Source organism: Plantactinospora sp. BC1 (assembly GCF_003030345.1).
In the GTDB taxonomy this organism is placed as follows: domain Bacteria; phylum Actinomycetota; class Actinomycetes; order Mycobacteriales; family Micromonosporaceae; genus Plantactinospora.
Window position 1 is genome coordinate 3347354 of sequence record NZ_CP028158.1, and the last position, 25525, is coordinate 3372878.

The 25525-nt window shown below is 73.8% G+C and carries 26 protein-coding genes; 9 read left to right on the forward strand and 17 right to left on the reverse strand.

The genetic code is table 11. The annotated features are described in order from the left end of the window. Positions 1 to 42: 42 nt before the first annotated feature. The 3 genes from C6361_RS14425 to C6361_RS14430 are packed head-to-tail and all read right to left on the reverse strand — an operon-like array spanning position 43 to position 2710. Positions 43 to 804 (reverse strand): phosphoadenylyl-sulfate reductase, encoded by a 762-nt coding sequence (locus C6361_RS14425; protein WP_107257940.1) that lies wholly within the window; start codon positions 802 to 804, stop codon positions 43 to 45. Beyond that, complete coding sequence (locus tag C6361_RS37625) at positions 801 to 977, reverse strand: hypothetical protein (protein ID WP_199853351.1); 177 nt, start codon at positions 975 to 977, stop codon at positions 801 to 803. The genes C6361_RS14425 and C6361_RS37625 overlap by 4 nt, the downstream gene beginning before the upstream one ends. Beyond that, positions 974 to 2710: a nitrite/sulfite reductase gene (locus C6361_RS14430; RefSeq protein WP_107257939.1), complete on the reverse strand. Its 1737-nt coding sequence runs from the start codon at positions 2708 to 2710 to the stop codon at positions 974 to 976. Before C6361_RS14430 ends, C6361_RS37625 begins: the two co-directional genes overlap by 4 nt. 418 nt (positions 2711 to 3128) lie before the next feature. On the opposite strand from C6361_RS14430, the gene C6361_RS14435 reads away from it, so the two are divergent. Beyond that, complete coding sequence (locus C6361_RS14435) at positions 3129 to 4556, forward strand: glycosyltransferase family 39 protein (RefSeq protein ID WP_107270955.1); 1428 nt, start codon at positions 3129 to 3131, stop codon at positions 4554 to 4556. 18 nt (positions 4557 to 4574) lie between these two features. On the opposite strand, the gene C6361_RS14440 is transcribed toward C6361_RS14435, so the two are convergent. Both C6361_RS14440 and C6361_RS14445 read right to left on the reverse strand, forming a co-directional pair. Then, on the reverse strand, positions 4575 to 6143 hold the full coding sequence (locus tag C6361_RS14440; RefSeq protein WP_107268063.1) for a PAS domain-containing sensor histidine kinase: 1569 nt from the start codon (positions 6141 to 6143) through the stop codon (positions 4575 to 4577). 97 nt (positions 6144 to 6240) lie between these two features. Then, positions 6241 to 7275: an SIS domain-containing protein gene (locus tag C6361_RS14445; protein ID WP_107257937.1), complete on the reverse strand. Its 1035-nt coding sequence runs from the start codon at positions 7273 to 7275 to the stop codon at positions 6241 to 6243. Between the two features lie 188 nt (positions 7276 to 7463). On the opposite strand from C6361_RS14445, the gene C6361_RS14450 reads away from it, so the two are divergent. After that, complete coding sequence (locus C6361_RS14450; protein ID WP_234359493.1) at positions 7464 to 9305, forward strand: tetratricopeptide repeat protein; 1842 nt, start codon at positions 7464 to 7466, stop codon at positions 9303 to 9305. A 141-nt stretch (positions 9306 to 9446) separates the two neighbouring features. On the opposite strand, the gene C6361_RS14455 is transcribed toward C6361_RS14450, so the two are convergent. Further along, positions 9447 to 11030, reverse strand: coding sequence for an MDR family MFS transporter (locus tag C6361_RS14455; RefSeq protein WP_369931391.1), 1584 nt, complete (start codon positions 11028 to 11030; stop codon positions 9447 to 9449). Between the two features lie 117 nt (positions 11031 to 11147). Between C6361_RS14455 and C6361_RS14460 the strand changes: the two genes are divergently transcribed. Beyond that, a complete protein-coding gene (locus C6361_RS14460) occupies positions 11148 to 11771 on the forward strand; it encodes a TetR/AcrR family transcriptional regulator (protein ID WP_107270956.1) in 624 nt (207 codons plus the stop codon). 10 nt (positions 11772 to 11781) lie between these two features. On the opposite strand, the gene C6361_RS14465 is transcribed toward C6361_RS14460, so the two are convergent. Together C6361_RS14465 and C6361_RS14470 are read right to left on the reverse strand one after the other, a co-directional pair. Further along, a complete protein-coding gene (locus tag C6361_RS14465) occupies positions 11782 to 12318 on the reverse strand; it encodes a GNAT family N-acetyltransferase (RefSeq protein ID WP_107257935.1) in 537 nt (178 codons plus the stop codon). Beyond that, on the reverse strand, positions 12315 to 12530 hold the full coding sequence (locus C6361_RS14470; protein WP_101369757.1) for a biotin/lipoyl-binding carrier protein: 216 nt from the start codon (positions 12528 to 12530) through the stop codon (positions 12315 to 12317). The genes C6361_RS14465 and C6361_RS14470 overlap by 4 nt, the downstream gene beginning before the upstream one ends. A gap of 228 nt (positions 12531 to 12758) precedes the next feature. On the opposite strand from C6361_RS14470, the gene C6361_RS39210 reads away from it, so the two are divergent. Beyond that, positions 12759 to 12833: a 50S ribosomal protein bL37 gene (locus tag C6361_RS39210; RefSeq protein WP_369752275.1), complete on the forward strand. Its 75-nt coding sequence runs from the start codon at positions 12759 to 12761 to the stop codon at positions 12831 to 12833. Between the two features lie 142 nt (positions 12834 to 12975). Here the strand turns inward: C6361_RS39210 and rsrA are convergent, their stop codons facing one another. The 5 genes from rsrA to C6361_RS14495 all read right to left on the reverse strand — a co-directional run bounded on the left by rsrA (position 12976) and on the right by C6361_RS14495 (position 16391). Continuing rightward, positions 12976 to 13260, reverse strand: coding sequence for a mycothiol system anti-sigma-R factor (rsrA, locus tag C6361_RS14475; RefSeq protein WP_107257934.1), 285 nt, complete (start codon positions 13258 to 13260; stop codon positions 12976 to 12978). Between the two features lie 4 nt (positions 13261 to 13264). Further along, positions 13265 to 14116: a sigma-70 family RNA polymerase sigma factor gene (locus C6361_RS14480; protein ID WP_304598414.1), complete on the reverse strand. Its 852-nt coding sequence runs from the start codon at positions 14114 to 14116 to the stop codon at positions 13265 to 13267. Between the two features lie 250 nt (positions 14117 to 14366). Continuing rightward, positions 14367 to 14981, reverse strand: a complete 615-nt coding sequence (locus C6361_RS14485) for an alpha/beta family hydrolase (RefSeq protein ID WP_107257933.1) — start codon at positions 14979 to 14981, stop codon at positions 14367 to 14369. An 82-nt stretch (positions 14982 to 15063) separates the two neighbouring features. Beyond that, positions 15064 to 15468, reverse strand: a complete 405-nt coding sequence (locus tag C6361_RS14490; protein WP_107257932.1) for a WhiB family transcriptional regulator — start codon at positions 15466 to 15468, stop codon at positions 15064 to 15066. A gap of 200 nt (positions 15469 to 15668) precedes the next feature. After that, positions 15669 to 16391: an SOS response-associated peptidase gene (locus C6361_RS14495; RefSeq protein ID WP_107268065.1), complete on the reverse strand. Its 723-nt coding sequence runs from the start codon at positions 16389 to 16391 to the stop codon at positions 15669 to 15671. Positions 16392 to 16492: 101 nt separating this feature from the next. Here C6361_RS14495 and aroA point away from each other — a divergent pair, with 101 nt between their 5' ends. Next, positions 16493 to 17803 (forward strand): 3-phosphoshikimate 1-carboxyvinyltransferase, encoded by a 1311-nt coding sequence (gene aroA / locus C6361_RS14500; protein WP_107257930.1) that lies wholly within the window; start codon positions 16493 to 16495, stop codon positions 17801 to 17803. A gap of 171 nt (positions 17804 to 17974) precedes the next feature. Then, a complete protein-coding gene (rsgA, locus tag C6361_RS14505; protein WP_234359494.1) occupies positions 17975 to 18922 on the forward strand; it encodes a ribosome small subunit-dependent GTPase A in 948 nt (315 codons plus the stop codon). A 10-nt stretch (positions 18923 to 18932) separates the two neighbouring features. On the opposite strand, the gene C6361_RS14510 is transcribed toward rsgA, so the two are convergent. Beyond that, positions 18933 to 19538, reverse strand: coding sequence for a DUF2087 domain-containing protein (locus C6361_RS14510; RefSeq protein ID WP_234359495.1), 606 nt, complete (start codon positions 19536 to 19538; stop codon positions 18933 to 18935). A gap of 51 nt (positions 19539 to 19589) precedes the next feature. Here C6361_RS14510 and hisN point away from each other — a divergent pair, with 51 nt between their 5' ends. Both hisN and C6361_RS14520 read left to right on the forward strand, forming a co-directional pair. Then, complete coding sequence (hisN, locus tag C6361_RS14515) at positions 19590 to 20381, forward strand: histidinol-phosphatase (protein WP_107268066.1); 792 nt, start codon at positions 19590 to 19592, stop codon at positions 20379 to 20381. 71 nt (positions 20382 to 20452) lie between these two features. Next, complete coding sequence (locus C6361_RS14520) at positions 20453 to 21400, forward strand: hypothetical protein (RefSeq protein WP_234359609.1); 948 nt, start codon at positions 20453 to 20455, stop codon at positions 21398 to 21400. A 52-nt stretch (positions 21401 to 21452) separates the two neighbouring features. Here C6361_RS14520 and C6361_RS14525 read toward each other — a convergent pair whose 3' ends face one another. Further along, entirely contained in the window at positions 21453 to 22652 is a 1200-nt protein-coding gene (locus C6361_RS14525) for a glycosyltransferase (protein ID WP_107268067.1), read from the reverse strand. 299 nt (positions 22653 to 22951) lie between these two features. Between C6361_RS14525 and C6361_RS14530 the strand changes: the two genes are divergently transcribed. Next, positions 22952 to 23518 carry a DUF5709 domain-containing protein gene (locus tag C6361_RS14530; protein WP_107257925.1) on the forward strand — a complete coding sequence of 189 codons (567 nt, stop codon included), beginning with the start codon at positions 22952 to 22954 and terminating at the stop codon, positions 23516 to 23518. 36 nt (positions 23519 to 23554) lie between these two features. Here the strand turns inward: C6361_RS14530 and C6361_RS14535 are convergent, their stop codons facing one another. Both C6361_RS14535 and macS read right to left on the reverse strand, forming a co-directional pair. Next, positions 23555 to 24190, reverse strand: coding sequence for a response regulator transcription factor (locus C6361_RS14535; RefSeq protein ID WP_107263832.1), 636 nt, complete (start codon positions 24188 to 24190; stop codon positions 23555 to 23557). A 70-nt stretch (positions 24191 to 24260) separates the two neighbouring features. Continuing rightward, positions 24261 to 25436 (reverse strand): MacS family sensor histidine kinase, encoded by a 1176-nt coding sequence (gene macS / locus C6361_RS14540; protein ID WP_107257924.1) that lies wholly within the window; start codon positions 25434 to 25436, stop codon positions 24261 to 24263. Positions 25437 to 25525: the final 89 nt, after the last annotated feature.

Below are 25525 nucleotides of genomic sequence, written 5' to 3' on the forward strand. Positions count from 1 at the left end.
CAGCACCGGCAGCACCGGCGGCTCCGGCGGCTCCGGCGACGGTCACACGTGCAGGCCGCACTCGGTCTTCTCGAACATGGCCCAGCGGCCGGCCCGGGGGTCCTCACCGGCCTTGGTGCGCCGGGTGCAGGGCCAGCAGCCGATCGAGGTGTAGCCCTGCCGGAACAGCTCGTTCACCGGCACGTTCCACCGGGAGATGTAGGCGTCGACGTCAGCCTGCGACCAGGCGGCGATCGGGTTCACCTTGACCTTGCCGCGCCGCGGGTCGAAGCCGACCACCGGGGTGTTGGCCCGGGTCGGCGACTCGTCCCGGCGCAGCCCGGCGGCCCAGGCGTCGTAGTCGGCCAGGGCCCGCTCCAGCGGCTCCACCTTGCGCAGCGCGCAGCACTCGTCGGGCGCCCGGGAGAAGAGCCGGGGACCGTACTCGCCGTCCTGCTGGCCGACCGTCTGCCGGGGCCGGATGGAGCGTACGTTGACCGGCATGGTGCGGGCCACGGTGTCGCGTACCCGCAGCGTCTCCGGGAAGTGCAGGCCGGTGTCCAGGAAGACCACGTCCACCCCGGGCACCACCCGGGAGACCACGTGCGCGAGTACGGCGTCGGCCATCGAGCTGGTGACGCAGAACCGGTCCCCGAACTCGCCGGCCGCCCAGCGGACGATCTCCTGGGCCGGTGCCCCGTCCAGCTCGCGGTTCGCCTCCTCGGCCAGCGCCCGCAACTGCGCCGGATCCCGCCGGGACGGGCTGGCCGGCACCTGCGGACCGAGCCTGACCAACCCGAGGTTGGCCGCGACAACCGGGCTCATGAGGGCTCTCCTTCGTTCGCGACCGAGGTGGCCAGCAGGCCGGTGAACCTCACGGTGAAAACCCGGGCGCAGGCCCGGCACTCCCAGGCACCGTGCGACGCCTCGTTGGGCCGCAGGTCCTCCTCGCCGCAGTACGGGCAGTACAGAGGTGCGGCTCGGGTCTCCCCACTCATCGCAGTTCCTCCTCGTCGACTCGCACGACCCAGTTCGCGAAGCTCTCGCCCTCGGTACGGCCGTCCAGGTAGCGGCGGGTGAGCCGCTCGACGTACTCGGGAAGCTCCGCCGCAGTGGTCTTGAGGCCGCGCAGCTTGCGGCCGAAGCCGGCGGACTGGCCCTGTGCCATCCCGAGGGCGCCGCCGAGGTGCACCTGGAAGCCCTCGACCTGGCGCCCGTCCGGACCGACCACGAGCTGGCCCTTGAGGCCGATGTCGGCGGTCTGGGTCCGGGCGCAGGCGTTCGGGCAGCCGTTGAGGTGGATGCTCAGCCCCTCGCCGAGGTCGGCCCCGGCGAGCCGCTCCTCCAGCCGGGCCACCAGTTCCTGGCCTCGGGCCTTGGTCTCGACGATGGCGAGCTTGCAGTATTCGAGGCCGGTGCAGGCCATCGTGTCGCGCCGCCAGACCGACGGGAACGCCTCCAGGCCGATCCGGCGCAGTGCCGCGACCAGCGAGTCGGTCCGCTCGGCCGGCACGTCGAGGACCAGCAGTTTCTGGTACGGGGTGAGGCTGACCCGGCCGCTGCCGTGCTCGGCGGCGACGTCGGCCAGCTCGGCGAGCTGGGTGCCGGAGGTGCGCCCGACCACCGGGGCGGCGCCGACGTAGTAGCGCCCGTCCCGCTGCCGGTGCACTCCGATGTGGTCGATCGGCTTCTCCGGCAGCTCCGGTGCCGGCCCGTCGAGCATGCTGCGGCCCAGGTATTCCTTCTCCAGCACCTCACGGAACTTGGCCACGCCCCAGTCGGCGACCAGGAACTTGAGCCGGGCCCGGTGCCGCAGCCGGCGGTAGCCGTAGTCGCGGAAGATCCCGACCACCCCGGCCCAGACCTCCGGCACCTCGTCGAGCGGCACCCAGACGCCGAGCCGCTGCGCCAGCATCGGGTTGGTGCTCAGGCCGCCGCCGACCCAGAGGTCGAAGCCGGGGCCGTGCTCGGGGTGCTCGACGCCGAGGAAGGCGACGTCGTTGACCTCGTACGGGGTGTCGGCCAGCCAGGAGATCGACGTCTTGAACTTGCGCGGCAGGTTGGAGTACGCCGGGTCGCCGACGTAGCGGCGGACGATCTCGTCCAGCGCCGGGGTCGGGTCGAGCACCTCGGCCTCGGCGATCCCGGCGACCGGGCTGCCGAGCACCACCCGGGGGCAGTCGCCGCACGCCTCGGTGGTCTGCAACCCGACCGCCTCCAGCCGGCGCCAGATCTCCGGCATGTCCTCGATCCGGACCCAGTGCAGCTGGATGTTCTGCCGGTCGGTGATGTCGGCGGTGTCCCGGGCGTACGTCTGGGAGACGTCGGCGATCGTCCGGAGCTGCTCCAGGTTGAGCTGGCCGCCGTCGATCCGGACCCGGAGCATGAAGTACTCGTCTTCGAGCTCGTGCGGCTCCAGCACGGCCGTCCGCCCGCCGTCGATGCCTGCCTTGCGCTGGGTGTAGAGCCCCCACCAGCGGAACCGCCCGCGCAGGTCCTGTGGGTCGATCGAGGCGAAGCCCCCGCGCGCGTAGATGTTCTCGATCCGGGCTCGTACGTTCAGCGGGTTGTCGTCCTTCTTGGTCCGCTCGTTGGGGTTGAGCGGCTCACGGTGCCCGAGCGCCCACTGCCCCTCGCCTCGCGGACGGCGGGCCGGTCGGGCCGCACGTGCGCTGCTGCCCGCCGGTGCGCTGGTGGCGTCGGGCCGAGCCGGGGTGTCGCTGACCGCCATCGCGGCGTCCTCCGTTGTTCGGTGTGACTCGGTGGACGCGCAGAGCGACGGCCTCGGCCCGGAGCGGGCCGGAGACGACCGGTGTCAGAAACGACGGAGTCGGAGAGCCGGCGCACTGCACGCCCGGGACGGAACAGGTCCGGGCGGCGTCAGTGGGCCGGACAGATCGCGCTGCGAACGCGGCCGTAGTCCACGTGGCGGCGGGAGGTGAATCCCGGCCTCGCGAAGCGGCGCACGGCGGCGGTCATACCCGCCATGCTGCCATATCCGTTTCGGCCGGACCACCGCCGCGAGCGCCGATCCCGCCTGGCGGACCCGCTGTGGTGAGCTTCACGCTACGATTTTGAATATTGGAACGAATGCGACAGACCGCACCTCATCGTCCATAGATCGCCGTTCCGGTCGACCCCGGCGCCGGATCGTCCTGCCGGGCTGGTTCCGCCGGGCGAGCTGGCTCTGGCCGGGCCTGGCCACCCTGCTCGTCACCGCCGTCCAGCTCGACCGCGCGCCGCTCTGGCGCGACGAGCTGGCCACCTGGAGCGCCGCCTCCCGCCCGCTGCCCGACCTGCTCCGGCTGGTCGGCACGATCGACGCGGTCAACGGCCCGTACTACCTGCTGATGCATGGCTGGCTGGCGGTCGCCGGCGACTCCGTCCTCGCCCTGCGGCTCCCCTCCGCGCTCGCCATGGCCGGGGCCGCCGCGCTGACCAGCGTGCTCGGCGCGCGCCTCTTCGGCCGCCGGGCCGGGCTGCTCGGCGGGCTGCTCTTCGCGATCCTGCCGAGCACCTCCCGGTACGGCCAGGAGGCCCGCCCGTACGCCCTGGTCACCCTGCTCGCGGTGCTGGCCACCCTGCTGCTGTGCCGGGCCCTTTCCCGGCCGGGGCCGCCGCGCTGGGCCGGCTACGCGGCGGCGGTCGCCGGGCTGGGCCTGGCCAACCTCTTCGCGGTCAGCCTGGTCGTCGGGCACGCACTCGCCGTCCTGCCCGTGCGCCGCGATCGGGTACGGCTGCCGTGGCTGGTCGCCGTGGCCGTGGCCGGACTGCTGCTGGTGCCGCTGGCCCTGCTCGGCCACGGCCAGCAGGGCCGGCAACTCGACTGGGTCGGCCGACCCGGTGTCGGGGACCTGCTGGGGCTGCCCGGCAGCGTGGTCCAGGCCAGTGTCGTCGGCGGGCTGCTGTTCGGGCTGGCCGCCCTCGGCGTCGCCACCCGGGGCCGCTCGGGTGTGGTACTCGGCCTGACCGTACTCCTGCCGGCGCTGCTGCTCTTCGGCGCCGGGCAGTTCACCCCGCTCTTCGTACCCCGTTATCTGGTCTTCGTGCTGCCGTTCGGCTGCCTGCTGGCCGCCGCGACGCTCGCCCCGCTCCGGCTGCCCGCCGCGCTCGCGATCGTGCTCGCCGCCGGCCTGCTCGGCGCACCGGAGCAGGCCGCCCTGCGCCGCACCCACGAGTCTCCGCGCAGCGCCCCGGTCGACTACCCGGCGGCGTTGCGCGTCATCGCCGCACACCAGCGACCGGGCGACGGCATCGTCTACGCGCCCCGGGACGGCTGGGCGTTCCTCGACCTGGCGACCGCGTACCACCTGGGTGCCGACCGCCCCCGGGACGTGCTGCTGGTGGCGGACCAGACCCGCCGGGCCGACTTCTGGGCCACCGAGTGCCCCGAACCGGAGCGCTGCCTCGGCACCGTCGATCGCCTCTGGCTGCTGGCCTGGGGCACCCACCCCGACCCGCTGGCCCAGCTCCCCGAGAGCCGCGCTGGCCCGCTACGCGCCCGCTTCCACCCCACCCGGACCTGGACCGTCCCCGGCCTCACCGTGACCCTGCTGCGGGCGCCCGCCGCTGGTTGAGGGGCTTCCCGGAAGTAGCTACCGGGACAGCGGTACCACGAGCAGCGCCTCGGTGCCGGTGTCGGGGCGGTTGCGGAGTTCGATGGTGCCGCGTAGTTCGCCGGTGGCGAGGGCGCGGACGATCTGGAGGCCGAGCCGGCTGCCCTGGTCGGCGTCGAAGTCCTCCGGCAGGCCCTGGCCGTTGTCGGCGACCGTGACGTGCAGTTGCTTGCGGAACCGGTGCGCCGAGACGACCACCTCGGCCGGTTCGGCCGGCTCGACCGCCGCAGCCGGTTCGGCGGCCGTTTCCGTCGGTTCGGCCGGCGGCGGCACCGCCGCGCTCTCGCCCGGCTCGGGGAAGGCGTGCTCGACCGCGTTGAGCAGCAGCTCGTTCAGCACGATCACCAGCGAGGTGGCGATCTCCGCCGGCAGTACCCCGAAACTGCCCTGCCGGCGCATCCGCACCGGTACCTCGGTCGCGGCCACCTCGGCGGCGGCCGCCGCCACCCGGTCCACGATGCCGTCGAACTCGACCGCCTCGTCGCTGGACATCGAGAGGGTCTCGTGCACCAGGGCGATCGAGGCGACCCGGCGTACCGACTCCTCCAGCGCGGCCCGGGCGGCCGGGATGCCGACCCGGCGGGCCTGGAGCCGGAGCAGCGCGGCGACGGTCTGGAGGTTGTTCTTCACCCGGTGGTGGATCTCCCGGATGGTGGCGTCCTTGGTGATCAGGGCTCGGTCCCGGCGGCGTACCTCGGTCATGTCCCGGACCAGCACCAGCGCGCCGATCGGCACCCCGGCGGGCATCAGCGGCAGCGCCCGGGTCAGCACGGTCGCGCCACGCGCCTCGATCTCCCGCCGGGGCGGCGCCTCGCCGCGCAGCGCGGCCAGCACCCGGTTGGCCGCCTCGGTCCCCTCCAGCGGGTCGGCGGCGAGCCGGCCGTTCAGCGCCGCCAGATCCTCCCCGACCAGGTGCGAGGCGAAGCCGAGCCGCCGGTACGCGGACTGCGCGTTCGGGCTCGCATAGGTGACCTTGCCGTTGGCGTCCAGCCGGACCAGTCCGTCGCCGACCCGGGGTGCCGTGGTGGTCTCGCCGGGGTGGCGTACCGGCGGGAACGTCCCGTCGGAGAGCATCTGGGCCAGGTCGTCGGCGGTGGTCAGGTAGTTCAGTTCGAGCTGGCTCGGGGTGCGCGCGGTGGAGAGGTTGGTGTCCCGGCCCACCACGGCGATCACCTCGCCCGCCTCGCCGTCGCCGGAGCGCAGCCGGACCGGGATCGCCTCGTGCCGGGCCGGGGTGTCGCCGTACCAGACCGGGTCGCCCTCGCGCCAGATCCGGCCCTGGCTGTACGCGATCGCCAGGTGCGCCACCTCGGGACCGCCGACGATCCGGCCGACCTGGTCGTCCTGGTACGCGGTCGGCGCGGTCGTCGGGCGCACCTGGGCGACGCAGACGAAGCCGTCGGTGTCGCTGACCGGTACCCAGAGCAGCAGGTCCGCGAAGGACAGGTCGGAGAGGAGTTGCCAGTCACCGGCCACCCGGTGCAGGTGGTCGATGTCGACCGGACGCAGGCCGGTGTGCTCCTCGGCGAGATCGCGCAGCGTTGACACGGGGCAAGCCTGCCACGACCAGGCCCGTTGTGAGGTGTAAGGCGGGGGCCGTTCTCGGTGGCATCCGGTCGCGGAAGGGCCCTCGCTACCTCCGGGGTCAGAGTGTCGAGGTGACCTTGTGCAGGCCGCGCGGGGCGTCCGGGTCCTCTCCCCTGGCCAGCGCGAGGGCGAGGGCGAGCCGCTGCACCGGCAGGATGTCCAGCAGCGGGGCGTACCGCTCGTCGACCTCGGGCACGGGCAGCCGGGCGGCGGCCCCGTCGACCTCGGCCGGCCCGACGACGACCAGGTCCGCGCCGCGCTCGCCGACCTTGGCGAGTACCTCGCGCATGGCGGTGCCGCCCGCGCCGGCACCGACGACGGCCAGCACGGGTACGTCCGGGTCGGTCATCGCCAGCGGGCCGTGCAGCAGGTCGGCGCCGGAGAAGGCGAGCGCCGGCAGGTAGGAGGTCTCCATCAGCTTCAGCGCCGCCTCCCGGGCGGTCGGGTAGGCGTACCCCCGGCCGGTGGTGACCATCCGGTCCGCGAAGCGGTAGCGGGCGGCCAGTTGCCCCGGCGTCGGGTCGGCGAGGGTACGCGCGGCCAGCTCCGGCAGCGCCTCCAGCCCGGCCCGCTCCTCGGCGGGGATCGCGCCGTCCCCGGCCCGGATCCCCTCGACCAGCAGCAGCAGGGCGAGCAGTTCGGCGGTGTACGTCTTGGTCGCGGCGACCGCCCGCTCGTGTCCGGCCGCCACGTCGATGGCGAGTTCGGCGGCGCCGGTCAGCGGCGAGTCGGGCGCGTTGGTCACCGCCAGGGTCAGCGCGCCGGCCTCCCGGGCCACCCGGAGCACCTCGGTCAGGTCGGGTGAGCCGCCGCTCTGGCTCACCCCGACGACCAGCGCCTCGGAGAGGTCGGGTCGGGCCCCGAAGAGGGTGATGGTGCTCGGCGAGGCGAGCCCGGCGGGGAGGCCGAGCCGGATCTCGGTCAGGTACGCCGCGTAGAGGGCGGCGTGGTCCGAGGTGCCGCGTGCGGTGAAGACCACGTGCTTCGGCCGGCGCTCCGCGATCACCGCCGCCACCTGCGCGATCGCGGCCGTCGAGGCCGGTTCCAGCAGACGTGCGAAGCCCTCCGGCTGCTCGGCGATGTCCGCCGCCATGCCGGCTCCCGGTTGCGCCACGATGACCTCCTCATGCGCGATTCCCGCGCGTTCCATGCTCAACTCTGCACGATTTGACGCGTCAGAGCAATTCAGCGAGCAGCTTTGCGCAGTAGATCACCAACCGCCGTCGCCATGCCCTAGGCTCCCCAACCCAGGGAAAATTCCACGTACGAAGGGTCGACTCGGTGCCCGAGGGAACAGACGATCCCCGGCTCTCGGCCGAGGGAGAACTCGCGCTGGCCCGGCTGGCGCTGGACGAGGGCGATCTCCGGCACGCCGCCGGTCACCTGGCCGGAGCGATCGCGTACGCGCCGACCATGCCCGAGGTGCACGAGGTGCTCGCCCAGCTCGCCGCCCGGTCCGGCGGCGGGGTCGACCTCTTCCCGCTCGACCAGCACCCGTTCATCGGTACCGTGGTGGCCCGCGCGCACCTGCTCGCCGCCGCCGGCCGCCCCGGCGACGGGCTGGAACTGCTCGCCGCCGCGACCGGGCACGTCCCGTCGGCCGACTGGGCCGGCGTGCCCTGGGTGAGCGCCCCCGAACTCCCCGGCCTGCTCGACCCGGACCGGATCGCCCGGGTGCTGATGCAGGTCTGCGCCGGCATCTCCGACCCGGTGCCGGAGACCGCCCGCGAGCCGCTCTGGCCCTACCTGCGGCTGGCCCGGCACGCCGTGGCCGCGCATCCCCGGCACGGGCTGCTGCTCGGCGCGGCGTCCGCGCTGGCCCGCCGGGTCGGTGCGGTCGGCCAGGCCGTCGAGTGGGCCGGCCAGGGCGCCCGGGAACTGCCGTCGAAGCTCTCCGAGGTGTGGCTCGGCTACGCCTACCGCAGCGCCGGGCGGACCGCCGAGGCGCTCGCCGCGCTGCGCCGGGCCGTCGACCACGACCCCGACGACCTCTCCGTGTACGCCGACATCGCCGGCACCCTCGCCGACCACGGCCGGCTCGACGAGGCACTGGACTGGATCGACCGGGCGCTGGCCCGGGACCCGTCCTTCGACTGCGCGGTGCACACCGGTCACCGGCTGCGCTTCCGCCGCGACGGCGCCCTCGCCCACCTGGTGGCGCTGGCCGACTTCCAGCGGGACCATCCGGACGACTCGCACGAGCACAGCGACCTCGCCGAGTGCTGCCAGAACCAGCCGTGGCTGGGCCGGGTCCCGCCGGGCACCGAGGCGGTGGCGGTGGCGCTGCGGCAGCGGCTGGCCACCGGCGATCCGGCCGACGGCGCCCGGCTGCCGCTGGGTGGACTGGAGCCGCCGAGCGCGATGCGGGCCCTGCACGGGGCGGCTCCGGCCCTGGTCGTCACGGTCGCCACCACCCCGGAGCCGGACCTGCGCGAGCCGCGCCGGCCGGTCGAACACCAGCTCTGGCGGTACGCCGGCATCACCGCCGTACCGGCCGTGCCGGAGCCGCCCGACGCGGCGGTACGCCGGATCCAGCAGTTGGCCCACCCCGCCTGGCCGCATCCGCCGGCCGCCTACGACGCGGCGGTCGGGCTCGCCACGCTCGAACTCGACGACCTGCTCGGCCTGCTGGCCCATCCGCCGGCCCCGCCGGAGACCGAACTCGGCCGCACGCTGAGCCGGCACGACCCGACGCTCTGGGTGCGCTGTGTCCAGGTCTGGGTCTGCCTCGGGCTGCTGCACCACCGTACGGACGAGCCGTGGCCGGACTCGACCCGACGGCGGGTACTGCTCGACCTGGTCTGGGGTGTCGAGGACTGGGTCACCGAGGCGGCCCTCTTCGCCCTGGTCACCGCCGCCTGGGTGGACCCGTCGGTGCGTACCGAGGTGGCCCGGGTGACCGCCGAACGGCTCGGCGACGCGGTCGAGGTGGCCCAGCGGCGGCCGGTCACCGTACTGCGTTCCCTGGCCCACCTGGTGCTGGCGACCCCGGCCGCCGAGCCGGCCGCGGTCGACACCGCCCGCCTGCTGCTCGCCCGGGACGGTTCTCCGGTCGCGCCCCGGCAGCGCCGGTTCGGCCGGCTGCTGGACCGGTTGTGGCGGCGCCTCACCCGACACGGCTGAGCCACACCGAACGGAGACCCGGCCGAACCCGCACGGGCGGAACGCGGAGGGGTCCGCTGGTGACCTGTACGCCAGAGGCGCTGTCGCCCCGGTATTACGCCTCTGGCGTACAGGTCGGCGGGCCGGGCCCGACGCCGGTGGTCAGCGCACGGGTGGGCTGGCCAGGGCGATCTCCGCCTGCTCCTCGGGAGTGTCGGTCTCGGCGGTGGGGCCACCGCGCAGCGGGATCTCCTTGATGAACCAGGCCAGCACCGCTACGACCAGCGCGAACGGTACCGCCCAGACGAAGACCGCGCCGATCGCGTCGGCGAGCCCGCCGAGTACGGCGTGCTGCTGCTCGGGCGGCAGCGACCGCAACGCGGCCGGGTCGACCCCGGCGCCCTCGCCGCCGCCGGCCATCATCGGCCCGGCGGCCGAGTCGGCGAGCCGGTTGGCGAAGACCGCGCCGAAGAGCGAGATCCCGAAGGAACCGCCGATCGACCGGAAGAAGGTGGCCGCGCCGCTCGCCGCGCCGAGGTCCTTCTGCTCGACGCTGTTCTGCGCGATCAGCATCGAGGTCTGCATCAGGAAGCCCATCCCGACGCCGAGCACGATCATGTAGAGCGAGGACTCCAGCTTGCCGGTGTCGACGTCGAGCATGGCCAGCAGCGCCATGCCGGCGGTCATCACGATCCCGCCGACGATCGGGAAGGCCCGGTAGCGGCCGGTCTTGGTGATCGCCCGACCGACCACGATCGACACCACCAGCATGCCGAACATCAGCGGCAGCAGCAGCAGTCCGCTGTTGGTGGCCGAGGCGCCCTGCACGGTCTGCTGGAACAGCGGCAGGAAGTTCATCGAGCCGAACATCGCGAAGCCGAGCAGGAAGCCGATCACCGAGATCACCGCGAAGTTGCGGTTGGCGAAGAGGCTAAGCGGCAGGATCGGCTCCGGCACCCGCCGCTCGACCAGGGCGAAGGCGACCAGCGAGGCCACGGCGAGGGCGGCCAGGCCGAGGATCGGGCCGGAGACCCAGTCGTACTCGTTGCCGCCCCAGGTGGTGACCAGCACGATCGCGGTGATGCCGACCGAGAGCAGCGCGGCGCCGACCCAGTCGATCCGGTGCTCGGTGCGGTACTTCGGCAGGTGCATCCGGGTGGCCAGCAGGATCAGTGCCACCCCGCCGAGCGGCAGGTTGACATAGAACGCCCACCGCCAGGAGAGGTGGTCGGTGATGAAGCCGCCGACCAGCGGACCGGCCACCATGGCGATGGCCATGATGCCGGCGATCATGCCCTGGTAGCGGCCCCGCTCCCGGGGTGGCACCAGGTCGCCGATGATCGCCATCACGCCGACCATCAGGCCGCCCGCGCCGAGGCCCTGCACCGCGCGGAAGGCGATCAGCTCCATCATCCCGTCGCCGGGGCCGCCGAGCAGCTCCGATCCGGCCATGCCGCAGAGGGCCGAGCCGAGCAGGAACAGCACGATCGAGCTGAGGAAGACGGTCTTACGGCCGTACAGGTCGCCGAGCTTGCCCCAGATCGGGGTCGAGACGGTGGAACCGAGCACGTACGCGGTGACCACCCAGGTGAAGTGGTTGAGTCCGCCGAACTCGCCCACGATCCGGGGCAGGGCGGTGCTGACGATCATGTTGTCGAGCATCGCGAGCATCATCGCGATCATCAGGCCGCCGAGTACGACCCTGATGTTGACTGGTCTTTCCGGCGCTTCCGCCATCGTGGTCATCGGTAGGCTCTCCCCCTGAGTGTGACCCGCTTACTTGCCGACCGGCTAGTGATTCTACTTGCCGCACGGTAAGTTGGGTGCCGGATGCCCGTCAAGTGATTAGGAGAGGTGGTCCGGGTGACCGGCAGCACAGGCGACACGCGGTCCCGAATCCAGGCCGTCGCCCTCGAACTCTTCACCGAGCAGGGCTACGAGAAGACCTCGCTACGGGAGATCGCCGAGCGGCTCGGCGTCACCAAGGCCGCCCTCTACTACCACTTCAGGAGCAAGGACGACATCGTCCACAGCTTCGTCTCCGACCGGATCGAGCGGCTGGACCGGCTGATCGAGTGGGCCTCGGAACAGCCGGCCGACGCCGCCGGCCGCCGGGCGACGCTGCGCCGCTACTGCGAGGAGTTCTTCGGCGACGACGGTCGCAACGTGATGCGGTTCTTCGAGCAGAACCAGACCGTGATCAAGCAGCTCTCCTCGGGCCTGATGATGCGCGAGCGGATGCTGCGGCTCGCGGAGCTGCTCTCCCGGGCCGATCCCTCGCCGGCCGGGCAGCTCCGGGCGACGCTGGCGCTCTTCGCCGTACACGGCAGCCTCTTCGCGCTGCGCGGCGAGATCAGCACCAGGGAACGCCGGGAACTCGCCCTGGGGCTCGCCAACGAGTTGCTCGACCGGATCGGCGAGGATCCCGCCGGACGCGACGAGCGGGAGTCCGAGGCGGACGGCGCCCCGACCGCCAGGGCCGGCTGACCCGCCGCGCTCAACCCCGGCTCGGCTCCGGCAGCACCGTCGGCGCGGCGCTCAGGTCGAGGCGCAGCGCGAGCAGGTCGACGCCGGGCGCCGGCGACCAGTCCCGCTCCGGGGTACGGACGAAACCGAACCCCGCGTAGAGCCGGTGCGCGGGCGCGGAGAAGCTCCGGGTGCAGATCACCACCCGGGAACACCCGAGCGACCTCGCCCGGTCCAGGCAGGCCCGGACCAGCGCCTTGCCGACGCCCCGGCCCTGCGCGTCCGGGTCCACCGCCAACATCCGGAACTCCGCCTCACCCGGGCGGGAGAGTTCGGCGTACGCCGAACCGGGGAGTACGAAGAGCACCGCACCGAGCAGTTCGCCGGTCGCCTCGTCGGCGGCGACCAGCAGCTCGCCGGCACCGACCCGGGCCGGTACGTCGGCGAGCAGCTGTTCGTACCCGTGCTCGCCGTCGAGCTGCCCGTCCGCCCGGTACGCCGCCACGGTGAGCCGGGCGATCGCGTCGAAGTCGGCCGGCTCGGCGGCCCGGACCAGCAGGCCGGTCATTCGATGACGGCGATCAGGTCGCCGTCCTGCACGACGTCGCCCTCGTTGACGGCGAGTTCCCGGAGCACCCCGTCCGACTCGGCCACCACCGGGATCTCCATCTTCATCGACTCCAGGATCACCAGCGTGTCACCCTCGGACACCGAGTCGCCGGCCGTGGCCACGACCTTCCAGACGTTCGCCACCATCTCGGCGCGGATCTCCTCGGCCATCGGCTTCCCCTCGTCGTCACTTCTGCCCTGCGACGGTATCCAATCATGCGACGGGCGCCGTGGCGGGCAGGGCGGCGATCGTCGTCGGCTGCTCGCGGCCCCGGACTGCCGGATGGACCGCCTCGGCGGGGCCGACCGGCGACCATGGGAGGATTGCCCGGCGCGAGCAGAGACGGGCGGTCGACGACGGTGGTCGGCGCCGCCCACGGCAGACAGACGGAGGTCAGCATGGCGAAGAAGGCACGGAAGAAGAAGGCGCGGAAGAAGAGCTCCGCCAACCACGGCAAGCGCCCCAACTCCTGAGCTCGGCGCCGAGCCTGGGCGGCCGGGCGGGGCACGGGATCCGTCGGCGATCGCGGCAGAGCGCTCGCCACAACCCGGCCCGCCCGGCGATCCGCCGCCACCACCGGGGCGTCACCCCGGCGAGCGACGGTCCGGCGGGGGCTCAGTCGGCGAGGTACTCCCGGGAGTCGGTCTCGAAGACCAGCTCCGCCAGGCGGACCCGCAGCCGCTCCCGAAGCTCGACCGGCGCGGTCTCGTTGCCGCAGCAGCGGGCGACCAGCGCCTTGACCTCCTGCTCGATGCCGTACTCGCGCAGGCAGGGCGAGCACTCGTCGAGATGGTCCCGGATCAGGTTGCGCCGCTCGTCCGGGCACTCCAGGTCGAGGTAGAGGTATACCTCGGTGAGGACCTCACGGCAGTCCGTCTCGTGCGGTTCACCGCAACTCATTCGCTCACACCTCCCGGCCAGCCGCAGCGGACCTGGTCGACGGGGCGGACGAGAAGCCCCGCTCGGCAGCGTAACGCTCGAGCAGCTTTCGTAGGTTCCGCCGGCCACGGTGCAACCGGGACATCACGGTGCCGATCGGCGTTCCCATGATGTCGGCGACCTCCTTGTAGGAAAACCCCTCGACGTCGGTGAGGTAGACGGCGAGCCGGAACTCCTCCGGGAGCTGCTGCAACGCCTCTTTGACGTCGGTGTCCGGGAGTCGGTCCAGCGCCTCGGTCTCGGCCGAGCGCAGCCCGCTGGAGGTGTGCGACTCCGCCTCGGCGAGCTGCCAGTCGGTGATCTCCTCGGTGGGCGCCTGCACGGGCTGCCGCTGCCGGCGACGGTAGGAGTTGATGTAGGTGTTGGTCAGGATCCGGTAGAGCCACGCCTTGAGGTTCGTACCCTCTTCGAACTGGTGGAACGCGGCGAACGCCTTCAGGAAGGTCTCCTGGACCAGGTCCTCCGCGTCGGCGGGGTTGCGGGTCATCCGCAGGCCGGCGGCGTACAACTGGTCGACGAAGGGCAGCGCGTCACGTTCGAACCGGGCCCTGCGCTCGTCCGTCTTCTCCGCTGTCAACCGGCCGTCTCCCTCACCTCGGTACCGAACCGGCGCGGTGACCTTCTTCCCCACCACCGCAGCGTTATTCGGCTGTCCCGCCGAGGATACGCGGAAAGCGCGGCCCGGCGACTCCGTTCGGGTCGGGCCGGTACCCGCCGCCGGGCGGTCGCCGGACGACCGGGACGGCGGAGCGTTCCGCCTCCGGTCGGGCCACCGCGCCTCGCGGTCGTGCTCCAGGCTCCGTGTCTCGGTCGACACCGGGCAAACCCCCTCGTGGCTCCTTTGGCTTCCGGGAGTTGTAACCGCCGTACCGGGCGAGGCATTCCGTTCACCGCCCATCCCTGGCCCCGGCCGTGACCAATCCGATCGGATCCGCCACGGCTGGGACCAGGAAGGGCCTGGGAGGATGAGACCGGGCGCCACGTCCGATTCGCGGAATCGCAGGCGGCGTCCGGCATCAGTTGGAGCAACGATCACCCCGGCAGGACAGAAACGGCCGGCCCGGACCTCAGCCCGCCCAGCCCCGCTCGCGCAGCCAGCCGAGCACCAGCCCGGCGGTTCCCGCCGGGTCGAGCCGCAGGTCGTGCCGTTCGCCCGGCCGCACCTCGACCCGGATGCCCGGCTCCTCGGCCGGTACGCCGAACGGGTCCCGATCGCCGCCCACCACCAGGGTCGGCAGTCCGGTACGCAGTTCCGCCGCCCGGGACCGCTCCGGTCGGCCGGGCGGATGGAGCGGAAAGGCGAGCGCGACGACCCCGGAGGCGCCCAGGACACCAGCGGTACGGCAGGCGACCCGGGCGCCACTGGACCGGCCGCCGACCACCAGGGTGGGGGTCGGGGCGTACCGGCCCAGCAGTGCGGTGACGACCGCCACCCACGCCTCGTCCAGGTGACCGGCGGGGGCCGGTGCCCGCCGGCCGGCCACCCGGTACGGCTGGGTCACCCTGGCCACCGCGATCCCGGCCCCGACCGCCGCGTCCCGGAGCGCCACCAGGTCCGGCGAGTCCACGCTGCCGCCCGCACCGTGCCCGAGCACCAGCAGGGTCGCCGGCCGGGGACGCGGCAGGTCGACGTCCACCCGGGCGGGACCCCGTGGAGTGTCGATCTCGTCACCGTGCCGCACGGCGCCACTGTATGGCACCGTCCACCGGGTGACCTGGCGGTCGGCGGTGGTCGGGTGGGCCGGCGGCTGGAACGTGGCCGGGTCAGCGGCGGCTGGAACTGAGCGGGACGAGGGTCAGCAGGCGGTCCCGGACCGGTGGTCCGGCGTCGCCGGCCGCGTCCGGATCACGCTCCACCTGATCCCGCCAGGCGACCAGCATCGCCCGGCGTTCACGCGGCGTGGTCGCTCCCCATACGCCGTGGCAGTCACCCACCTCAAGCGCCCAGGCGAGGCAGGGTCCCTGTACGTCACAGGTCCGGCACAGCGCGACGGCCGAGTCGGCCGGCTCGCTGGGTGCCGGGAAAAATGTCTCCGGGTCCACGCTCTGGCACACCCCCCGGGTACGCCAGGCATCGTCCAGGCGCCGCTCACTGAGTGCCCGAAGCAGCCTCGGGTCTCGTCGTGCCGCGGCAACCTCGTGCGGGCGTGGCATCCGCGCCCGTGTCATTCACCCACCTCCCCCGTGGGACCGACGAAGATCGGTGAGTGCCGCTCGCCCGGTGCGAGCCGACACCCACTGCCGGCGCTGTGTTCTATCGCACCACCACGATGCGTGACAAGTGCTCTCGGCAAAGGTGTGGAAAACTGCGGGCGACGATCCACCTCGAAGGGTGGCAAATCGGTGCAGGCAAATACGCGGTTGCGTGCTCAGAACAGCGTCGACGCGATCGGTTCTTCTGGTAACGCGCGCAGCGGCGGGGCGGTGACCCGGGCCAGGAGTTCCGGACCGTCGTTTCGGACGTCTCCGACGCCCCTGCCGACCGGCCGGATCTCGATCTCGGCCAGCGACTTCTCGTCCGGCGGCGCGAGCAGCAGGGCCGGGTCGTCGTCGCCGTCGAGCCAGTCGGACCAGCGCTGCCGGGGCAGCAGCAGCGGCATCCGGTCGTGCACCAGGGCCAGTTCGCCGAGCGCCGCCGTGGTGACCACGCTGGTGGTGAGCAGCGGGTCGCCGGCACCGTGCCAGACCGACCAGAGTCCGGCGAAGGCGAGCACCCCGCCGTCGCGCGGAGTCATGAAGTACGGCTGCTTGCCGCCGTCCCGGCGGACCCACTCGTACCAGCCGTCGGCCGGGACGAGACAGCGGCGCCGGGCGAACGACTGCGCGTACGCCCGGGTGGTGGCGACCGTCTCGGCGCGGGCGTTGATCATGCGGGCGGCACCCCGGGTGTCCTTGGCCCAGTGCGGCAGCAGCCCCCAACGGGCCACGGAGAGCACCGAACCGCCCGAGTCGGGACAGACCCGTACGACCGGCACCGGATCGGTCGGCGCGACGTTGTAGTCGGCGGCGAGCCGCCCACCGGTCTCGTCGTACGCCTCGAAGAGCGCGCTCAGATCGGCCGCGCTACGGGTGGTCGCGTACCTGCCGCACATGCCCGCCACGCTAGCGCCTCCGGCGCCGGCTGGCCGTCCCGTCAGGCGGGAGGGGCCGATGCTCCGATCCGGCTCCCCGGCCGTCGGGGCAGAATGTACCGGTGCCGAACCTCACGGCGGTCCGTCCGCTCGAGCCCTGGACCGCGCCGACCGCGACCGACCCGGTCGCCTCGACGCTGCGGCTGCCCGGCTCCAAGTCGTTGACGGCCCGGGCGCTGGTGCTCAGCGCGGTGGCCGACGGCCCCTCCACGCTGCGTCACCCGCTCCGCGCCCGGGACACCGAGCTGATGGCCGCCGGGCTGCGCGGGATGGGCGCACACGTTTCCATTGTGGACGACGAGCGGTGGCTGGTCCGGCCCCGTCCGCTCCAGGGCCCGGCGCACGTCGACGTCGGGCTCTCCGGCACCGTCATGCGGTTCCTGCCGCCGGTCGCCGGGCTCGCCGAGGGGCCGGTCACCTTCGACGGCGACCCGCACGCCCGGCTCCGCCCGCTCGGCCCGCTGGTCGGCGCGCTCCGCGCCATCGGGGTTCGCATCGACACCACCGAGGGTGCCAGCCTGCCGCTGACCGTGCAGGGCGCCGGCCGGGTGCTCGGCGGCGAGGTCGTGATCGACGCCTCCGCCTCCAGCCAGTTCGTCTCCGGGCTGCTGCTCGGCGGGGCCCGGTTCGAACGCGGGATCGTGGTCCGGCACGTCGGCCCGCCGGTCCCGTCCGCCCCACACCTGCGGATGACCGTGCAGATGCTCCGGGCCGCCGGTGCCGCGGTCGACGACGCCAGCCCGGACGTCTGGGTGGTGGAGCCGGGTCGGCTCTCCGGACGGGGCTGGGACATCGAGCCGGACCTCTCCGGCGCGGTGCCGTTCTTCGCCGCCGCGCTGGTCACCGGCGGCACGGTGACCCTGCTCGGCTGGCCGCGCAGCAGCCTGCAACCGGTCGACACGCTGCGGGAGCTGCTCTCCCGGATGGGCGGCGAGGTGACCCTCGGCACCGACGGTCTCACCGTGAGCGGCACCGGCGGGATCCGCGGGGTCGACGCCGACCTCTCCGACGTCAGCGAGTTCACCCCGGTGCTGGCCGCCCTCGCCGTACTGGCCGACTCGCCGTCCCGGCTGCGCGGGGTGGGGCACATCCGGGGCCACGAGACCGACCGGCTCGCCGCGCTGGCCCGGGAGCTGACCGGCCTCGGCGCCGACGTCGCCGACACCGCCGACGGGCTGGAGATCCGGCCCCGGCAGCTGCGCGGCGGGACGTTCCGGACCTACGCCGACCACCGGATGGCGCACGCGGCGGCGGTGATCGGGCTCGCCGTGCCCGGCATCGAATTGGACGACGTGGCGTGTACCTCCAAGACCATGCCCGAGTTCCCGGCACTATGGTCGACGATGGTGACCGGCGGCGACGGGCGCCGATAGCCGGGATCGTTCGGTCCCCTCGCTGGTCGCCGTCGCCGGAAGACGAGACGGGGAGCGGAGCTGGCGGGCAAGCGGGAGTACGACGAGGACGACGTACGGGTACGACCCGGGCGGTCGTCGCGCCCGCGTACCCGGACCAGGCCACAGCACTCCGACGCCGTCGACGGCTTCGTGATCGCCGTCGACCGGGGCCGCTACACCTGCGTGGTCGGCGACGACCCGGCGGCCGGGCGGGGTGACCGGGCCGACGGCGGGACGGTCACCGCGATGCGCGCCCGCGAGCTGGGCCGCAAGTCGGTGGTGGTGGGTGACCGGGTCGCCCTGGTCGGCGACACCTCCGGGACGGCCGGGGCGCTGGCCCGGATCGTCCGGATCGCCGAGCGCCGCTCGGTGCTGCGGCGTACCGCCGACGACGACGAGACCACTGCCGAGGGGCGGCTCGAACGGGTGGTGGTGGCCAACGCCGACCAGCTCGTGATCGTCAGCTCGCTGGCCGACCCGCCGCCCCGGACCGGGTTCATCGACCGGTGCCTGGTGGCGGCGTACGACGCCGACATCGAGCCGCTGCTCTGCCTGACCAAGGCGGATCTCGCCCAACCCGACGGGGTGCTCGGCTACTACGCGGAACTCGACCTGCCGCACGTACTCGTCGGCCCCGGCTCCGACCTCGACGAGCTGCGCGGACTCCTCGCCGAGCAGGTCTCGGTCATGGTCGGGCACTCCGGGGTGGGCAAGTCGACGCTGGTGAACCGGCTGGTACCGGAGGCGGACCGGGCGGTCGGCACGGTCAGCGCGATCGGCCGGGGCCGGCACACCTCGACCAGCGCGGTCGCGCTGCGCCTGCCGTCGCTGCCCGGCAACCGGCGCACCCATCCCGGCTGGATCATCGACACGCCCGGGATCCGCAGCTTCGGCCTGGCGCACGTCTCCGCCGAAAGCCTGCTGCACGGCTTCCCCGACCTGGTCGAGGGGACCGTCGAGTGCCCGCCGAACTGCGAACACACCCCGGACGAGGCCGACTGCGCGCTCGACGCCTGGGTGGCGGCCGGCAACGCCGACCCGCGCCGGCTGGCGTCGTACCGCCGGCTGCTGGCCTCCCGGGCCGGCGAGGTCGAGTAGCCCCGGGTCGTTACCCGGGCAGGCCGTCGGGGTCGCTCGCGGCCGGGCCGGGGTCCAGGTCGACCGGGCCGCCGCTGCGCCAGTAGACGCCGTCCCGGCGGGTCAGCAGCACCTCGTCGACGAGGTAGCGGCGCAGCGCGGCGTAGTCGTCGTACCAGGCCCGGAGCAGGGCGTTCACCTCCCGCTCGGAGTAGCGCACCCCCGGCTCGAAGGTGGTCACGACGTGTTCGAGCAGCAGCCGGCGCCTGCCCTGCGCGGCCGGCATCTGAACGATCCGACCGTCCCGGACGAAGGCCCGGAGCACCGCCGCGACGGCCCGGTCCGGGTCCAGCTCCGCGTCCGGCTCGGCGGGGGCGGGCGGACGGGCGCGTACCGCCTCCTTGAACGCCCCGACCAGGGCGACCGCCCGGCCGTCGACCGTCTCGACCAGACCGCCGGACTCCAGCCGGCGCAGCGCGGCGGACACCGTCCGGGCGGGCAGCCCGGTCCGCTCCGCCACCTCGGCCACCTCGCCCGCGCCGAGCACCACGGCGGCGAAGGCGGCCAGCCGGTCCGGCTCGGCCAGCAGGCCGATCAGCATTTCGGGGGACGCGTCGGAAATCGGTTCGGTGGCCACGGCGCGGGATGCTAACGCACCGGGGCGGACCGGATCGAGTAGGTTTCCGCCATGGCCCGGTACGCGGACGACCTGTCCCTGGCGCACATGCTCGCCGACACCGCCGACTCGATCTCGATGGCCCGGTTCCGGGCCCTGGACCTGCACGTGGAGGCGAAGCCGGACCTGACGCCGGTCAGCGACGCGGACACCGCCGTCGAACGTGCCGTCCGGGCCACCCTGGCCCGCACCCGCCCCCGGGACGGCGTGCTCGGCGAGGAGTACGGCGCCTCCGCCGCACCCGCCGGGGCCGGCTCCCGGCAGTGGGTGGTCGACCCGATCGACGGCACCAAGAACTTCGTCCGGGGGGTGCCGATCTGGGCCACCCTGATCTCGCTGATGGACGGCGACACCCCGGTCGTCGGGCTGGTCTCCGCGCCGGCCCTGGGCCGCCGCTGGTGGGCGGCGACCGGACTCGGGGCGTACGCGGGCCGGCACCAGGCCGCCGCCACCCCGATCCGGGTCTCCGGGGTCGGCCGGCTCGCCGACGCCAGCTTCTGCTACTCCTCGCTGCACGGCTGGGAGGAGACCGGCCGGCTCGACCCGGTGCTCGACATCCTCCGCTCGGTGTGGCGGAGCCGGGCGTACGGCGACTTCTACGGCTACATGCTGCTCGCCGAGGGGGCGGTCGACGCGATGGTCGAGCCGGAGCTGTCGCTCTGGGACGTGGCCGCCCTGATCCCGATCGTGACCGAGGCCGGCGGCACCTTCACCGACCTTCACGGACGCCCCGGCCCCGGCGGTGGCAGCGCGATCGCCAGCAACGGCAAACTGCACCAGGATCTGCTCGACCGGCTCGGCTAGCCGGCCGAGCGAAGCGGCACAGCAGCCTCTATCCTCGCCAGGTGTCCACCGGTTGGTGCTTCCTCGCGGCCATGATCGCCGCCTACGGCGTGGCCAACCTGCTCCAGTCGATGGCCGCGACCCGGACCACCCTGCACCACACCTTCGACCCGGGGCTGCTGCTGCGGCTGGTCGGGCACCGCAGCTATCTGGTCGGGCTCACCTGCCAGGTGCTCGGCTTCGTCCTCGCCTTCCTGGCCCGGCGCGACCTGCCGCTCTTCCTGGTCCAGGCGAGCGTGGCGGCCGGGCTCGGCGTCACCGCCCTGCTCGGGGTGCTGGTGCTCAAGTGGCGGCTGCCGGCCGCCGAGGTGCTGCTGCTGGTACTCCTGCTGGTCGGGATCACCGCCCTGGTGCTGGCCGCGAAACCGGCGCCGTCCCGGCAGCTCGGGACCGCCGGGGTGGTCGCCCTGGTCGTCGCGCTCGGCGTGATCGGCGCGCTCGGTTTTCCCGCCGTACGCCTGCACGGCGTGCCGGGTTCGGTGGCGCTCGGCGCGCTGGCCGGGCTGGCCTTCTCGGCCGCCGCGGTGGCCGCCCGCCCGCTCGCCTCGGTGCACTCGTTCGACGCCTTCCTCCGAGACCCCCTGCTCTACCTGCTGATCGTGCACTCGATCGTCGGGCAGTTGCTGCTCGGCCTGGCGATGCAGCGCGGCTCGACGACGGCGGCGGTGGCCGCGATGGACGCCGCCGGTGCGGTACCGGCGGCGATCGTCGGGCTGCTGCTGCTCGGTGACCGGATCTGGCCGGGCCGGGAGTGGTTGGCCGGGGTCGGCTTCCTGGTCACCCTGGTCGCGGTGCTCGGCCTGACCCGATACGCCGAGCCGCAGCACCAGCACGGTCCGCTGCCCGACCAGCGCGGCCGGAAGCTGCCGGTACGCTCCCCGGCGGCGCCACCGGCCCGGACCGGTCCCCGACTGCCCGGGTCGACGGCGGTACCCGACCGGCGCCGCTCCGCCCCGATCGCACCGGTCCCCCGCCGCTGACCGCCGGTCGGCAGGGGCGCCCCGGCGGGGCAGAGGCGTACCGGCGGGTTCGTCAGCTCGGGGCGGGCTGGCGGCGGAGTACCACCCGCTCGTAGAGGCGCTCCAGCGCGCCGGCCGTACGGTCCCAGGTGTAGCTGCACCGCACCCGGTCCACCGCCGCGTGCCCGTACGCGAACCGCTCCGCGTCGGCGGCGAGCAGCCGGCGCAGCGTCACGCCCAGCCCGCGTACGTCGCCGGGCGGGACGAGCCGGCCGGTGACCTCGTCGACCACGGTGTCCACGATGCCGCCCATCGAGTAGCCGACCACCGGTACGCCGCAGGCCATCGCCTCCAGCGGCACCCGGCCGGCGGAGGCGTACCGGGGGGTGCAGGCCACCACGTCGGCGGAGCGGTACCAGGCGGACATCTGGTCGTGCGGCACCGAGCCGACCAGCTTGATCTGGTCGGCGACCCCGCTGGACTCGGCGACCTCGCGCAGCCGGCGGGCCTCGGCGTGGTTGTTCAGGTGTTCGGCGGGCGGGCCGCCGGCGATGACCAGCTCGACGTCCCCGACCAGCCGCAACGCCCGGATCAGGTCCTCCTGTCCGTGTCCCGGCTCCAGGCCGCCGGCGGCCAGGATGCGCGGTCGCCGGTCCCGGGTCGCCGCCTCGCCCTCCGGGGCGAAGAGTTCGGTGTCCACGCCCGCCGGCACCACCACCACGGAGGCGCGCTGCAACCCCATCCGGGTCAGCTCGTCGACCTCGTCGGTGCACTGCGCCACCGCCATGTCCACGGCCCGGGTCAGCGCCCGCTCCAGCGGAATCCGCTGCCCCGGCCCCCGGTACGCCTCGCCGAGGTGGCGCAGTTGCTCGACGCCGAGGGAGTGGAAGGTCTGCACGACCGGGATGACGGTGTCCCGGACGGCGCTCGCCGCCGCCAGGCCGCCGATCCAGAAGTGTCCGTGCACCACCTCGGGGGTCCACTCCCCGGCCCAGCGTTCGGTCAGCCAGCGGCCGAGTTCCGGCACGTACGGCACAAGTTCTCCGGTGCCGGTGGCGCGGGGCGGACCCACCGGTACCCGCTCCACCCGGTAGCCGCCGATCTCGCTGACCGGCGGCGCGCCGGGATCGTCGAGCCGCTCGTAGACCCGTACGTCGTGGCCCCGCCCGGTCAGCTCGGCGGCCACCCGGGCCACGTGCTGGTGCGTGCCGGCGAAGTGGCCGCGACGCTCGTGCGGCGGGCCGGCGTGTGCGCAGACGAGGCCAACGCGCATGGGTCACCTCCAGCGACGGCAAGGGCGGGCTAGGGCCGCTCGATCAGAGGCTCCCATTAACCACGGCGGGCCGAGCGGAAACCTGGCAAACCGGTCCGCCCACCCCGCCGGCCCGGCCATTCGTCGCCGACGGCCGGCGTCGCGGGAGCCGGTCACCGACCGCGCCGTCGCCGTCCTTCCCGTTTCGTCCCTGGCTAACCGCACCGGGACGGCGGGGTCCGCCGGGTGGCGGCGGTCGGCGTGGCGCCCGGTCGCCTTCGCCCGGTTACGGGTACCCGGCGAGCGGGTAGTGATCTGTCATGCGCGATGACGAGTTTCCGACGCCCGTGTCCGACCCGGAGGCGGAGGGCCTGCCTGGCACCGCCGACGACGACTCGACGGCCGGTGACGACGTCGCGACCGGTCGGGAGGCGGACGGCTGGGATCCCGCCGCACTTCCCACCGACCGGCCGCTGGCGGTGGACCGGTACGGCACCACCGCCGAGGAGCAGGCCGACGGCGAGTCGCTGGACTACCGGCTCTCCCAGGAGCGACCCGACGTACCGGTCGAGGACCCGTACGCCGGCACCGTCGACCAGGCGCTCTCGGACGAGGCGGACAGTGACGAGGCCGCCGCCGAGGCACAGCTCGACGCCGACGTGATGGATCCGGGTCCCACCTCCGACCCGAACTCCCCGGTCTCGATCTACGACCACGGCAACCTCGGCGACGCGCCGGGCGGCGGCCCGGTCGGCCGGCTGGTGGAGCCGGACGAGGGCGCCCGGTACGACGACGAGACCGACTCCGTCGCCATCGACCGTGGTGCGGCGGGCGGCGGCGCGAGTGCCGAGGAGCTGGCGGTCAACGAGACCCAGCCCCCGCCGTGACCCGGCCGGCCCGGCCGGCCCGGTGGGTCAGTCGGGTCAGTCGCCGTCGAGGCCCTGTTCGATGGCGTAGCGGGTGAGTTCGACCCGGTTGTGCAGTTGCAGCTTGCCGAGGGTGTTCTGCACGTGGTTCTGCACCGTACGGTGCGACAGCCCGAGCCGGGTGGCGATCTGCTTGTAGGACATCCCCTTGGCGACCAGCCGGAGCACCTCGGTCTCCCGTTCGGTCAGCCGGGGCAGGTCGTCTCCGGGGGGTGCCGGCGCGGCGGCGATCCGCCGGTACTCCCCGAGCACCAGACCGGCCAGCCCGGGCGTGAAGACCGCATCCCCGGCGGCGGTACGCCGGACCGCGTCCAGGAACTCCGCCGGCCCGGCGGACTTGAGCAGGTAGCCGGTGGCGCCGGCCTTCACCGCGTCGAGTACGTCCTGCTCCTCGCCGCTGGCCGAGAGCATCAGCACCCGGACCCCGGGCAGCTCGGCCAGCAGTGCCCGGAGCACCTCGACGCCGGAGATGTCCGGCAGTTGCAGGTCGAGTACGACCACGTCGGGGCGGGTGGCCGGGGCGACCCGGACCGCCTGCCGCCCCTCACCGGTGGTGGCGACGACGTGGTAGCCGGCCTCGGTGAGGTCGCGGGCCACCCCTTCCCTCCACATCGGATGGTCGTCGACCACCATCACCCGGACAGCCGGTACGCCCTCGTCGGTCACACCGGCGAGCCTAGACGAGCCGGTACCGTCCACACGATCACGTGCGTTGCCCGGGGATCGTGCGGTCCCGGGGGATCCGCAGCTCGACCTCGGTGCCCTCGCCGGGGGCGGAGCTGATCCGGACCGTGCCACCGAGGTCGGCGATCCGTCCCTCGATCGACTGGACCACGCCGAGCCGCCCCTGACCGGCTGCCTCGGCGAGCCGTCCCGCCGGGATTCCCGGCCCGTCGTCCCGGACCGAGACGGTGACCGCCGCCGCGTCGTCCTCGACCAGTACCCAGCCCCGCCCGCCGCCGTGCCGGGCCACGTTGTCCAGCGCCGCGCCGACCGCCGCCGCGACCTCACCGGCGGTACCGGCGGGCAGCGGCACCGGCGTGGCCGGGGCGGCGATCGAGACGGTGGCCGAGGCGTACCGGCCGAGCAGCGAACGCAGGTCGACCTCCTGGCGGTCCAGCCCGGTCGGTGCCCGGCTGGCGATCAGCGCCCGCAGCGCGGCCTCCTGTTCACCGGCGAGTCTGGCCAGTTCGGCGGCCTCGCCGTCGAGGTGTGCGCCCCGGCGCTGGACCAGGGCCAGCACCTGGAGGACGGAGTCGTGGATCCCCCGGGCCAGCCGCTCCCGCTCCCGGGTCGCCGCCTCCAACTCGACGGCCCGCTGCAACCGCTCCTCGGCGATCACCGCCAGCCGGACGACGTGCCCGACGGCGATCCCGGCGAGCAGCATCAGCGCGGCGCCGGTCAGCGACGCCTGGGCGAACCGTTCCCGGGCCACCAGGTCGGTGCCGCCGATCACCAGGGCCGCCACCACGCCGCGTCGCCGCCCGCCGGAGACCGCCCAGGCGAGTACCGGCCCGGCGAGCCAGGCGACGCTCGGTGGGGGTACCCCGTCGTTGAGCACCTCCCGGCCGACCACCCGGGGGGCGGCGACCACCACCGCCAGCACCACGGCCAGGTCGGCCAGGAGCAGCGGCCAGCGCCGCCAGGCCGGATCGGCGTACGCGTAGCCGGCGAAGACCGTCCAGCCGGTCATGGCCAGCAGGAGTACCGCACCGGACACCGGATGCGTGTAGTCGCCCAGGTTGCGTACCGCCAGTACCGCGACGTAGGCCAGGGCGGCGAACCGGTAGACGGCGATGGACCGCCACAGCGGCGCCTGGAGGCTGCCCGGCGGGTCGCGGCGGCGGCCGCCCGGCGCGTCGCTCGTCGGATCGGGCACGCAGAGACCATCGCACAGCTTCGCCGAGCGGGCGGACCCGCACGCCCGGCCAGGTCGACCGGCCGGCTCGGATGCGCAGCTACATACCC

Bases quoted from the DNA above. Each gene is read 5' to 3' on its own strand.
- C6361_RS14425 (WP_107257940.1), bottom strand. From the start codon at position 804: ATGAGCCCGGTTGTCGCGGCCAACCTCGGGTTGGTCAGGCTCGGTCCG.
- C6361_RS37625 (WP_199853351.1), bottom strand. From the start codon at position 977: ATGAGTGGGGAGACCCGAGCCGCACCTCTGTACTGCCCGTACTGCGGC.
- C6361_RS14430 (WP_107257939.1), bottom strand. From the start codon at position 2,710: ATGGCGGTCAGCGACACCCCGGCTCGGCCCGACGCCACCAGCGCACCG.
- C6361_RS14445 (WP_107257937.1), bottom strand. From the start codon at position 7,275: ATGGCGGCGGACATCGCCGAGCAGCCGGAGGGCTTCGCACGTCTGCTG.
- C6361_RS14455 (WP_369931391.1), bottom strand. From the start codon at position 11,030: ATGACCACGATGGCGGAAGCGCCGGAAAGACCAGTCAACATCAGGGTC.
- C6361_RS14465 (WP_107257935.1), bottom strand. From the start codon at position 12,318: ATGACCGGCCTGCTGGTCCGGGCCGCCGAGCCGGCCGACTTCGACGCG.
- C6361_RS14470 (WP_101369757.1), bottom strand. From the start codon at position 12,530: ATGGCCGAGGAGATCCGCGCCGAGATGGTGGCGAACGTCTGGAAGGTC.
- rsrA (WP_107257934.1), bottom strand. From the start codon at position 13,260: ATGAGTTGCGGTGAACCGCACGAGACGGACTGCCGTGAGGTCCTCACC.
- C6361_RS14490 (WP_107257932.1), bottom strand. From the start codon at position 15,468: ATGACACGGGCGCGGATGCCACGCCCGCACGAGGTTGCCGCGGCACGA.
- C6361_RS14495 (WP_107268065.1), bottom strand. From the start codon at position 16,391: ATGTGCGGCAGGTACGCGACCACCCGTAGCGCGGCCGATCTGAGCGCG.
- hisN (WP_107268066.1), top strand. From the start codon at position 19,590: ATGGCCCGGTACGCGGACGACCTGTCCCTGGCGCACATGCTCGCCGAC.
- C6361_RS14520 (WP_234359609.1), top strand. From the start codon at position 20,453: ATGATCGCCGCCTACGGCGTGGCCAACCTGCTCCAGTCGATGGCCGCG.
- C6361_RS14525 (WP_107268067.1), bottom strand. From the start codon at position 22,652: ATGCGCGTTGGCCTCGTCTGCGCACACGCCGGCCCGCCGCACGAGCGT.
- C6361_RS14530 (WP_107257925.1), top strand. From the start codon at position 22,952: ATGCGCGATGACGAGTTTCCGACGCCCGTGTCCGACCCGGAGGCGGAG.
- C6361_RS14535 (WP_107263832.1), bottom strand. From the start codon at position 24,190: ATGGTGGTCGACGACCATCCGATGTGGAGGGAAGGGGTGGCCCGCGAC.